Annotated in this window: 2 protein-coding genes; one reads left to right on the top strand and one right to left on the bottom strand. The window is 63.0% G+C overall.

Going from position 1 to position 1,715, the window contains the following annotated elements; genetic code table 11:
• The first annotated feature begins 349 nt into the window (after positions 1-349).
• On the top strand, positions 350-1,264 hold the full coding sequence (locus AC1D2K_RS34255) for a LysR family transcriptional regulator (RefSeq protein ID WP_478094832.1): 915 nt from the start codon (positions 350-352) through the stop codon (positions 1,262-1,264).
• A 61-nt stretch (positions 1,265-1,325) separates the two neighbouring features.
• On the opposite strand, the gene AC1D2K_RS34250 is transcribed toward AC1D2K_RS34255, so the two are convergent.
• Positions 1,326-1,715: response regulator (locus tag AC1D2K_RS34250; protein ID WP_478094830.1), on the bottom strand; the 390-nt coding region annotated here is incomplete at its 5' end.

The following is a 1,715-nucleotide window of genomic DNA, read 5'->3' as shown; positions in this document are numbered from 1 at the left end:
GCCCGACAATACCGAACTCAGTAAGCCCTATACCGAAGGCCCCCAGAGCGAGGGCAATAAGTCCAATTGGCATGTAAGCCTTCCTAATTAAATTTAAATGCAACTATTTGCGGAATTGTGATTCGTTTACCGCTTTTGTTATCAGTCTGCGTTCTAAACGCCTTGCCCCCACTGTCTCCATGACCGTTCTGTTGCATCCGCGCACAGCATTTGCCCCTACAGCCAGAGAGCGCTGCTTTAAACTGTTCTATAAATTCGAAAATTAAAGCGCAGGCAATACTAAATCCACAGGCAACCTTAAATGTGCAAGCTATGAATATCACAGTGCCGAAAAATGGATAAATCGGACGTGACCCTGGATCGCATGCGCACATTCGTGCGCGTGGCCGAGCGCGGCAGTCTGTCAGCGGTAGCGCGGGAACTGGGGGTCGGCCAATCGACGATCACGCGGCATCTGCGTGAGCTTGAAGAGGCGGTGGGCGTGCCTTTGCTCAGCCGGACCACTCGGCGCGTAACACCGACTGAAGAGGGCAGCCACTACTACGCCAGCAGCGTGCAGATCCTGAGGCTGGTGGACCAGGCCGGTGGGGAGGCGCGCAGGATGCGCGAAGCGCCGTCCGGCACGATCCGCATCTCGTGCACGGCCGCATTCGGCGTCTTGCATCTCAGCAGGCTGATCTTCGCCTTTCAAGAGCGCTATCGCGACATCTCCGTCGATCTCAGCCTGACTGACGAGCGCATCGACCTTATCCAGGGAGGGGTCGATATCGCGCTACGCCTGGGCCCGCTGAGCGACAGTTGCATGAAGCATCGCTCGCTCGGCCAGAGCCGGCGCTTGCTGGTCGCGGCCCCGGGCTACCTGGCCGCCCACGGCACGCCGGTTGTGCCGCAGGATCTGGCCGGCCATGGGGGTATCCGAATGTCAAACGTCGCCGGCAGCGACACGCTCACCTTGTTGGGAGCAGACAGCCAACGCCACGTGGTGCCGCTTGGCGGGCGTTTGCGGGTCGATCACGGGCTGGCCGCCCGCGAGGCCTTGGCGGCCGGGAGGGGCATTGGCGCCGCCCATGAGTGGCTGGTCGGCGACCTGCTGGCTGCAGGGCAACTCGAGGTCATCCTGCCGGACTATTCGTTGCAGCCCGTGCCGTTGAACATCTTGATCGTGCCAGAGCGATCCGGCATTTCCCGCGTGCGGCTGCTGGTTGACTTTCTGGCCAGGAAGATCTGCGACGTCCCGGGGATCGGAACGGCACAATCGACGTAGCCGCCGGCGAGAGCCGAGCCGAGTGCACCCTTTTCAGCATCGCCGCAGGCCTTTTGGCCGCTCAGGCCGCCAGCACCGCCGGCAGTTCCACCCCGGTGTAGCTGCGCACCAGCCGCAGCAGCTCGTCTTCCGAATACGGCTTGCCGAGGTAGTGGTTGACGCCCAGCGCGCGCGCGTGATCGTGGTGCTTCTCGGCGATCCGCGAGGTGATCATGATGATCGGCAGGTCGGCCAGCGACTGGTCGGCGCGGATGTTGCGCGCCAGGTCGAAGCCGTCCATGCGCGGCATCTCGATGTCCGACAGGACGACCGCCGGCCGCTCCTGCTGCAGCCGCTCGAGCGCCTGCAGGCCGTCGGCCGCCAGCGCCACACGGTAGCCCTCGCGCTGCAGCAGGCGCTGCGTGACGCGCCGAACCGTGATCGAATCATCCACCACCAGCACCAGGGGCAC

The organism is Variovorax sp. P1_H12_2 (assembly GCF_056405335.1).
The sequence above is the reverse complement of the archived record's forward strand: the minus strand, read 5'-3'. Positions and strand labels throughout refer to the sequence as shown.